This window comes from Amycolatopsis sp. H20-H5 (assembly GCF_035828755.1).
Lineage (GTDB): Bacteria > Actinomycetota > Actinomycetes > Mycobacteriales > Pseudonocardiaceae > Amycolatopsis.
Genome location: NZ_JAYMZS010000210.1, coordinates 1 through 7,894 on the forward strand (window position 1 = coordinate 1; position 7,894 = coordinate 7,894).

Here is a 7,894-nt window from a genome sequence, read left to right on the forward strand (position 1 = left end):
CATCGAGTCCACTGTGGACGACGATCCGGCGCGACCGCCGATGGTGGACAGGGCGGCGTACCGGGTGGTGCAGGAGGCCCTGACCAACGTCGCGAAGCACGCGCCGGGCGCCGCCACCACCGTCCGGGTGACCCGCGCGGAGAACCGCACCGACGTGCTGGTGACCAACGCGCGGCCGCCTGCCGGGCCGCTGCCGGGCGGCCACTCGGGGCGACGCGGGCTGATCGGCCTGCGCGAGCGCGTCCGGCTGCTCGGCGGGACCCTGCTGGCCGAGCCGAAGGACGGCGGGTTCGAGGTCGCCGCGTCCCTGCCGCACGACGCCGCGCCCGGCGAGCCGCCGCCTGCCGAGGATCGCCGATCCGAGTCGGCGCGCCAGCTGGAGCGGGCCCGCCGGGACGTCCGCGTCAGCCTCATCCAGGCCATCGCCGTCCCGGCCGGGCTGTTCGGTGCGGTGGTCGCCGTCAGCGGGATCGTCTTCCTGGTCGGCTGGTACGGCTCCGAGCTGCCCGGCGCGGACTACGACCGGATCCGCGTCGGTCAGCATCGGGCCGAGTTCGCGAGCCTGCTGCCGGACCAGCAGCGGCTCTCGCGGCCGGGCCGGGACTTCGAGTCGCCCAGCCCGCCGCGGACGCGATGTGAGTACTACGGCACCGGCCGGACCGTGTTCACTCTGAACTACACGGCGTACCGGCTCTGCTTCGCGGGCGAGAAGCTCGCGTCGAAGGACTTGATCACCGAGGACGAAGTCATCAGGGGGCAGCGTGATCCGGGTAGTGCTGGCTGACGACGAGACGATGATCCGGGCCGGGGTCGCCGCGATCCTCGGCGCGGACGCGGGCATCGAGGTCGTCGCGGAGGCCGCGGACGGGCGCGAGGCGGTCGAGCAGGTGCGGCTCACCCGGCCCGACGTCGTGCTGCTCGACATCCGGATGCCCGCGATGGACGGCCTGGCCGCCGCGGAGGAGATCCGGCGCCTCCTGCCCGAAACCGGCGTGATCATGCTGACGACGTTCGGCGAGGACGCCTACATCGAGCGCGCGCTCGGCCTGGGCGCGAGCGGGTTCCTGCTCAAGTCCGGCGATCCCCACGAGCTGCTCGCCGGGATCCACGCCGTCGCCGGGGGCGCGGCCTTCCTGGCCCCGAAGGTCGCGCAGTGGGTCATCGCGCGCCTGTCCGGCGGGCAGCTCGCGCGCCGCACCGCCGCCCGTGAGCAGGTCGAGACGCTGACCGCGCGGGAACGTGAAGTGCTGACGCTGGTGGGTTCCGGACTGTCCAATGCGGACATCGCGGGACACCTTTTCGTCGTCGAGGGCACTGTCAAGGCCTACGTCAGCACGATCCTGAGCCGCCTGGGCGCGAAGAACCGGGTGCAGGCGGCGATCCTCGCCCACGAGGCCGGGCTGGTCTGAAACTGTCCCTGAAGGCCACCATGACGGCGGTAAACGCCGTCATGGTGGCCTTCAGGGACTTTTAGGGGCGGATCTGGCCGAGGAAGGCCGTCCAGGCGGTGGCCGGGCAGGCCAGGCTGCCGCCGTCGCGATCCTTGGTGTCCCGGATGCCCACGATCCCGGGGATCTGGGCGATCTCGACACACTCACCACCGGCACCGTTGCTGTAACTGCTCTTGTGCCATGACGCTTTGGTGAGGTCGGGGGCGGACATAACGTCCTCCAGTTGGTTAGCGTTTCAGATTGCCGACCTCCGCGATGAGCTTGACGGACTCCTCAGGATCAAGCACGAGTTCGCGAAGGCTGTCGAACGTCCGCCGATACGGAACGACGTCGCTCGCCTCCTCAAGATAGACGCTGCGTTCTTGTAGCTCGATGTGCCCGACATCCGGCTCGCCGTCGGCGAAGGAAAGCAGAGCGAACGAAACTCCCATTGCCGGATGGGCTCCGCCCGCCGCGGGCAGGACGCGCAAATCCACATTCGGAAGCGCGGTCAGGTCGATGAGGTGTCGAAGCTGCTCACGCATTACTTCGCGACCGCCGACTTGGATGTGCAAGGCGCCTTCGGCCACGATCGCTTCGAGCCGGATCGGGTCGTCGCCGCGCAGCCTGGCCTGCCGTTTGACCCGGGCGTCTACCCGGCTTTGAAGCACCTGTTCGGACACTGACGGGTCGTAGCCGCGCACGAGCGCGGTGGCGTAGTCGGTGGTCTGCATAAGGCCCGCGATGAGGTCGATCTTGAAGATGCGCGCCGTCGTCGACTCGGCTTCGAGTTCGACGTAGTCGCGGATGTCATCGAGAAGACCGCCCTGCGTGACCTCGTCCCACCATTGTGGAGCTTGGGCCGCCTGTACCGCGTTGAACGCCTGCGTGCGCTCGGCTTCGGGGATGTCATAGGTCAGGGCGAGGGTGAGGACGTCGACCGGGGTGATCGGGATCTTGGCGTTCTCCAGCCGGGACTGCTTGGTCGCCGACCAGCCCGCCTTCGCCGCCACCTCGCCGCTGGACAGTCCGGTGGGCTCGCGCCAGTCGCGCAGCACCCGGGCGATGCGCCGTAGCCGGACACTCGGGACGAACGACTCTGCCACCGGTCACCTCCTGCTGGATCACTTGCCGACGCGAGACTACGGCAGCTACGCAACGCGACCGCACTCCCTGATCGAATGAACGCGCAATTTGCGCGGATGATGTCTTGTGTAGCGGGTATGGTTGCTGAGATGGTGGTGATGCGGGCGGCGCGCGTCGAGGCCGACGGACTCCTACCCAGCCTCCGCGCGCCGCTCGTCCCGACTGATTCGTGGAGGTGGATCGATGCGTTACGTGACCTGGTTCCGCTCCGCGTCGGATGGCCGCGATCACGCCGTCACCGATGAAGAGTTCTCGCGCTGCCGCAGGTGGGGGACCGACGCTCGTGCCGTGTGCGGCCACGTCGTCACGCCGGTCTCGATGTTGGTTCCACCTGGTCCGCCTTGTCAGCGATGTGCCGGTGCCTACATCAGGTGGAAGCGTCGCCGGGTCGTCGGGGAAAGGAAAAGCGGTGCTGTTAGGTGACTTCGAGGCTTGGCTGACCGATTCGCTGCGGCGAAATCCGCAGCCGGGCGTGGTTGCGGTGCGGACGTTCACCGAGGCGGGGTTCAGCCGGTGCCCGGTCGGCGCGACCGTGACTTTCGCTTCGGGGACCCTGGTTCATCTGCAGCCCGTGATCGTCGCGCCGCCGGGAAGCCGGACCGAGCCGCTCGAGCCCGGCGGCGACCCGGATCGTGAGCTCTAGCCGAGTGCGGGCGGGGTCCAGGCGCTGAGCGACGCGCCCATGCGCGCGGTGGCCGAGCCGGGGAGCAGGCGCAGGAGGCCGTTGCGCGCGGCGACGGCGAGTGGGTTTTGCAGCTGGAGCCCCATTTTTCCGGCGCGGACCGACGCCAGGGCGACGGCTTGGGAGCGTGGCCTGCGTTCGGCGTCGTAGGTCCGGAGGGCTTCGTCGACGTCGTCGGTGCGCGAGGCCGCCCAGGCGAGGACGACGGCGTCCTCGATCGCCTGGCAGCCGCCCTGGCCGAGGAACGGCGGCATCGCGTGGGCCGCGTCGCCGAGCAGGGCGACCCGGCAGTGGACGTAGCTGGGCAGTGGTGTGCTGAGGAAGGACACGTCGTGGTGCAGGAGGTTGGCGGGGCTGGTCGCCTCGATCAGGTCCGGGATGGGGTCGTGCCAGCCGCCGAACCGCTCGCGCAGGAACGCCGCGTCGTGCCGTCCGCCCTCGGGCGTCACGTAGCCCGCCCACCAGTAGACGCGGCCGTCGCCGAGCGGGAGGACGCCGAACTCGGCGCCGTTGTCCCAGCTGGTGCTGAGCTCGACCGGCCTGTCGAGCTTCGCGACTCCGCGAAACGCCGCCGTGCCGCTGTGGACCGGGCCGGGCAGGGACGGCCAGAGTCGCCTGCGGAGTCCACTGTGGATTCCGTCCGCGCCGACCACCAGATCGGCCTGGAGCTCGCCCCCGGCCCAAAGCACGACGCTGTCGCGGGTCAGATCGGTGACCTCGATGCCGGGGCGCAGGCTCGCGGACGGGAGCGCGTCGCGCAGGGCGCCGACCAGCTCGGCCCGGTGCACGACGGCCAGCGGACGACCGTGCCGCCGCCGGAACACCTCGGCGTCGAAGCGGGTGAGGCGGCGGCCGCGGTGATCGCGCAGGCCGCCGGTGGACTGCTCGGCCAGCAGCGGCGCGACCCGCTCGCCGACGCCCAGTGCGTCGAGCGCGCGCAGGGCGTTGGGCCACAGGGAGATTCCCGCCCCGACCTCGGTGAACTCGGCGCTTCGCTCCAGCACGGTCACGCGCCAGCCGGTCGCGTGCAGGCCTGCTGCCGCGCTCAGCCCGCCGATCCCGCCGCCGACCACCACCGCGTGCCGCTTCGTCATGACGTCCTCCCTCTACGGATGTAGAGGACTCTACTCCTGTAGAGGCTCGGCTAGGGTGGCGCGGTGACCGGGATGACGGGCGAGCGACTCGCCGCGATCGGCGACGCGGCGATCGCGGTGATCGCGGCCGAGGGGATGCGCGGGCTGACCCACCGCGCGGTGGATCGGCGAGCGGAGCTGCCGACCGGGTCGACGTCGTACTACGCGCGGACGCGGGCGGCGTTGCTGGAACTGGCCATCACCCGGATGGTGGAACTCGACGAGGTGACAATGGAGCCCGTGCCCGGCGGGCTGGCCGAGTACCTGGCCGGGTTCGTGCACGCCGCCCTCGTGCACGGCCGCGTGCGGATGCTGGCGCGATACGAGTTCGCGCTGGAGGCCACCCGCCGCCCCGAGCTGCGCGCGGCCTACGACCGCGGCGGCCTCGCTATCCGCCGCCGCTGCAGCGAGATCCTCGCCGAAGCGGGCTCGGCCGACCCGGCACGGCACACCCGGATCCTGATCTGCTGGATCGACGGCACGATCTTCGACTCGCTGGCCGGAACTGGCTCCGGTCACCCCCCTGAACTGCGGGAACTCGTCCTCGGCGCACGGGAGTTGCTGGCAGGGTTCGGACTCGGCCGGGGTTGACAACTTTTGACATGGATCACAAAGATCGTGTCAGGGATCAACTTAACGGCCCCTTCATGCATCTACCTGAGTGCACCCACCGCACAGCTGGAGGAGATCAACCATGGCGATCATGACCAAGCACCAGGCGTTCGCGAAGACCGCCCTGGTGGCCGCCGTCCTCGGCACCGGCGCCCTGCTCGCCGCCTGCGGCAGCAGCGACACGGCGGCCCCGGCAGCGGCGTCCCCGAGCACTTCGGCTTCCGCGCTCTCCCCGTCCCCCGCGTCCTCGGCTTCGCCTTCGCCGTCTTCGAGCGGCGCTGCCGAGCGCGCAGACACTCCCGGTGGTGACGGCTCTTGCAAGGCCGCCGAGCTGAAGATCACGATGACCCCTGGTGACGGCGCCGGGGCTGGCAGCTCGTTCCCCGGCATGCAGTTCACGAACACCGGCAAGCGCACCTGCACGCTGCAGGGTTCGCCGGGCGTGTCGTTCGTGACCGGCGACAACGGCCAGCAGGTCGGTAAGCCCGCGGATCGCCAGGCCAAGAGCGAGGGCAAGCTCGTCTCGCTCGCCCCCGGCAAGAGCGCGGTCAGCTCGCTCAAGATCGCGAACGCGGGCAACTTCGGCCCCGAGTGCAAGCCGGTCGACGCCCGTGGCCTGCGCGTGTACGCCCCGGGCGACACTGCGGCGATGTTCGTGTCCTACCCGCAGCAGGCCTGCTCGTCGACCTCGTCGGGGCAGCTGTCGGTGCAGGTCGTCAAGTAGCCGACTGCCCCTGAAGGCCACCATCACGGCGTCTAACGCCGTGAAGGCTCCCTTCAGGGGCACGGCCTCCGCGCGCCCCCGCGTGTCGCTCGAAAACGGGAGCAAAGGACCCTTGCTCCCGTTTTCGACTGTCTCTGACGCCGCCATGCGGGAGCAAAGGTCCTTTGCTCCCGCTTCACGCGTCGCGGCGGCGGAGCACGGCGGCGCCGGCGAGCAGGCCCGCAGACGCCCAGGCCGCGGCGGGGGCGACGCCGACCCACGGCGCGTAGGGCGAGACGGCGCCGAAGACCGCGTTGGGCACGCCTGGCTCGGTCATCGCGTTGACCCCGGCGAAGCCAGGGAAGTAGTCGACGAGCTGTTCCGCGCCGAGTGAACCGGTGAACATCGGGATCATCAGCAGGAGCACGAACACCGTCACGATCGTTCCGGCCGTGCTGCGCAGCGCCGTGCCCAGGCCGAGGCACAGCAGTCCGAGCAGCGCGAAGTAGGCGCCCATCCCCGCTGCCGTTGCCAGCACGTTCCCGGCGGTCGTCGGCAGCCCGTGCCCGGCCACGAGCGGTCCGGCCAGTGCGATCCCGGCGGCCGCGAGCAGCACGCCGTAGCCGAACAGCACCGGAACGAGTACCGCGGCTTTCGCGGCGAGCATCCGGTGGCGCACCGGCACCCACTGCAACGTCGACCGGATGCTGCCACTGGCGTATTCGCTGGTGACGAACAGCGTCGCGAGGGCGACCACGGCGAACTGCGCGAGGTGGAACGCGCCGCCGGAGACGATGCGGTGTGCGGAATCCGGGTGTTCGGCGCCGACGTGCTGGACGGCGCCGAGGAGTCCGGCGTAGGCCAGCATCAGCCCGGCACCCGCGATCAGGCACCACCAGGTCGAGCGCACCGAGAAGAGTTTCGTCGTCTCCGAAGAGATCGCGCCGGACAGGCCGCCGCCGGTCGCCTCGCGGGTCATCGTGGTCATGCCGCCACCTCCGGTGCGGGACTGCCGTACTCGACCGAACTCGCGGTCAGCTCCATGTACGCCTGTTCGAGTGACGCCGTCCGGTCCGTCAGGCCGTGCAGCCGGACGCCGAGTTCGTGCGCCAGATCGCCGACCCGGCTCGCCGGGACTTCGTGCACGATCAGCTCCCCGGGCCCACCGGCTTCGGTCGCGGCGCCGGTTTCGCGCAACCGCGCCTGCAGCGCCCGCAGATCGCCGGTGCCGGGCAGCCGTACGGAAACCGAGCTCCGCGAGTTTCCCGCGATGAACTCGTCCACCGGCGCGTCGGCGAGCAGCCTGCCGCGCCCGATCACGATCAGGTGATCTGCGGTCTGCTGCATCTCGCTCATCAGATGGCTCGACACGAACACCGTGCGTCCCTCCGCCGCGAGCGAGCGCATCAGCTGGCGCACCCACCGGACGCCGTCGGGGTCGAGACCGTTGACCGGCTCGTCGAACATCAGCACCCCGGGATCGCCCAGCAGGGCGCCCGCGATCCCGAGGCGCTGTCCCATCCCGAGCGAGAACAACCCGGCGCGTTTGCCCGCGACGTCGGTGAGCCCGACCGTCGCCAGCACCTCGTCCACCCGGCTCGCCGGGATCCCGTTGCTGCGCGCCATCGCGAGCAGATGTTTGCCCGCGCTGCGGCCGGGGTGCAGCGCCTTGGCCTCCAGCAGCGCGCCCACTTCGCGCAGCGGGTGCCGCAGCTCGGCGTACCGCCTGCCGTCGATGAGCACCTCGCCGTCGTCCGGCGCGTCGAGGCCGACGGTCAGCCGCATGGTCGTCGACTTCCCGGCGCCGTTGGGGCCGAGGAAGCCGGTGACCTTGCCCTGCTCGATGGCGAACGTGAGACCGTCGACGACGGTCTTCTCCCCGTAGCGCTTCGTGAGTCCTCGAAGCGTGATCATGTGGCCCTCCCGGATCGGTTGCTGGGAGAGCATGCGGGCCGGGCGCGTCGCCGGACATCCGCCGCCGGTCCCGTCCGGTACCCGACTTTCGGCAGGGTCCGGACCTCTGGGGGCGGTTGCCGCGGCCTCGGTGGCGTGCGGGGATCGCCGTCACGTGTGAGCAGAGGGGCGACACTCGTGCGGGGATTGCCGTCACGTGTGCGGGGATTGCCGTCACGTGTGAGGGGGAGGTCGGGACGGGGTCAGGGGGCGCGGCGGGTGACGCGTTTGGTGG

General features: G+C 70.7%; 10 protein-coding genes. 5 read left to right on the forward strand and 5 right to left on the reverse strand.

The annotated features are described in order from the left end of the window. Together QMK34_RS46110 and QMK34_RS46115 are read left to right on the forward strand one after the other, a co-directional pair. A partial coding sequence (locus QMK34_RS46110) for an ATP-binding protein (protein WP_442785367.1) occupies nt 1-784 on the forward strand: 784 nt, incomplete at its 5' end. Next, a complete protein-coding gene (locus QMK34_RS46115) occupies nt 762-1,409 on the forward strand; it encodes a response regulator transcription factor (RefSeq protein WP_326421285.1) in 648 nt (215 codons plus the stop codon). The genes QMK34_RS46110 and QMK34_RS46115, both read left to right, overlap by 23 nt. Before the next feature lie 61 nt (nt 1,410-1,470). Here QMK34_RS46115 and QMK34_RS46120 read toward each other — a convergent pair whose 3' ends face one another. Together QMK34_RS46120 and QMK34_RS46125 are read right to left on the reverse strand one after the other, a co-directional pair. Next, nucleotides 1,471-1,662, reverse strand: coding sequence for a DUF397 domain-containing protein (locus QMK34_RS46120; protein WP_326421286.1), 192 nt, complete (start codon nt 1,660-1,662; stop codon nt 1,471-1,473). A 16-nt stretch (nt 1,663-1,678) separates the two neighbouring features. Further along, nucleotides 1,679-2,536 carry a helix-turn-helix domain-containing protein gene (locus QMK34_RS46125; protein WP_326421287.1) on the reverse strand — a complete coding sequence of 286 codons (858 nt, stop codon included), beginning with the start codon at nt 2,534-2,536 and terminating at the stop codon, nt 1,679-1,681. A gap of 449 nt (nt 2,537-2,985) precedes the next feature. On the opposite strand from QMK34_RS46125, the gene QMK34_RS46130 reads away from it, so the two are divergent. Next, nucleotides 2,986-3,219, forward strand: coding sequence for a hypothetical protein (locus QMK34_RS46130; protein ID WP_326421289.1), 234 nt, complete (start codon nt 2,986-2,988; stop codon nt 3,217-3,219). Here QMK34_RS46130 and QMK34_RS46135 read toward each other — a convergent pair. Then, the gene (locus QMK34_RS46135; protein ID WP_326421291.1) at nt 3,216-4,352 is read right to left on the reverse strand and encodes an FAD-dependent monooxygenase; all 1,137 of its coding nucleotides are present in this window, start codon (nt 4,350-4,352) and stop codon (nt 3,216-3,218) included. The genes QMK34_RS46130 and QMK34_RS46135 overlap by 4 nt on opposite strands. Nucleotides 4,353-4,424: 72 nt before the next feature. Here QMK34_RS46135 and QMK34_RS46140 point away from each other — a divergent pair, with 72 nt between their 5' ends. Continuing rightward, nucleotides 4,425-4,982: a TetR/AcrR family transcriptional regulator gene (locus QMK34_RS46140; protein WP_326421297.1), complete on the forward strand. Its 558-nt coding sequence runs from the start codon at nt 4,425-4,427 to the stop codon at nt 4,980-4,982. 103 nt (nt 4,983-5,085) lie between these two features. Continuing rightward, nucleotides 5,086-5,727 (forward strand): DUF4232 domain-containing protein, encoded by a 642-nt coding sequence (locus QMK34_RS46145; RefSeq protein ID WP_326421293.1) that lies wholly within the window; start codon nt 5,086-5,088, stop codon nt 5,725-5,727. 175 nt (nt 5,728-5,902) lie between these two features. On the opposite strand, the gene QMK34_RS46150 is transcribed toward QMK34_RS46145, so the two are convergent. Both QMK34_RS46150 and QMK34_RS46155 read right to left on the reverse strand, forming a co-directional pair. Further along, nucleotides 5,903-6,694: an ABC transporter permease gene (locus tag QMK34_RS46150; protein ID WP_442785368.1), complete on the reverse strand. Its 792-nt coding sequence runs from the start codon at nt 6,692-6,694 to the stop codon at nt 5,903-5,905. Beyond that, a complete protein-coding gene (locus QMK34_RS46155) occupies nt 6,691-7,620 on the reverse strand; it encodes an ATP-binding cassette domain-containing protein (protein WP_326421295.1) in 930 nt (309 codons plus the stop codon). The genes QMK34_RS46150 and QMK34_RS46155 overlap by 4 nt, the downstream gene beginning before the upstream one ends. Nucleotides 7,621-7,894: the final 274 nt, after the last annotated feature.

What these genes read in the sequence shown, in the direction of transcription:
- QMK34_RS46120 (WP_326421286.1), bottom strand. Translation starts at nt 1,662, where the DNA reads ATGTCCGCCCCCGACCTCACCAAAGCGTCATGGCACAAGAGCAGTTAC.
- QMK34_RS46135 (WP_326421291.1), bottom strand. Translation starts at nt 4,352, where the DNA reads ATGACGAAGCGGCACGCGGTGGTGGTCGGCGGCGGGATCGGCGGGCTG.
- QMK34_RS46140 (WP_326421297.1), top strand. Translation starts at nt 4,425, where the DNA reads ATGACGGGCGAGCGACTCGCCGCGATCGGCGACGCGGCGATCGCGGTG.
- QMK34_RS46145 (WP_326421293.1), top strand. Translation starts at nt 5,086, where the DNA reads ATGGCGATCATGACCAAGCACCAGGCGTTCGCGAAGACCGCCCTGGTG.
- QMK34_RS46150 (WP_442785368.1), bottom strand. Translation starts at nt 6,694, where the DNA reads ATGACCACGATGACCCGCGAGGCGACCGGCGGCGGCCTGTCCGGCGCG.
- QMK34_RS46155 (WP_326421295.1), bottom strand. Translation starts at nt 7,620, where the DNA reads ATGATCACGCTTCGAGGACTCACGAAGCGCTACGGGGAGAAGACCGTC.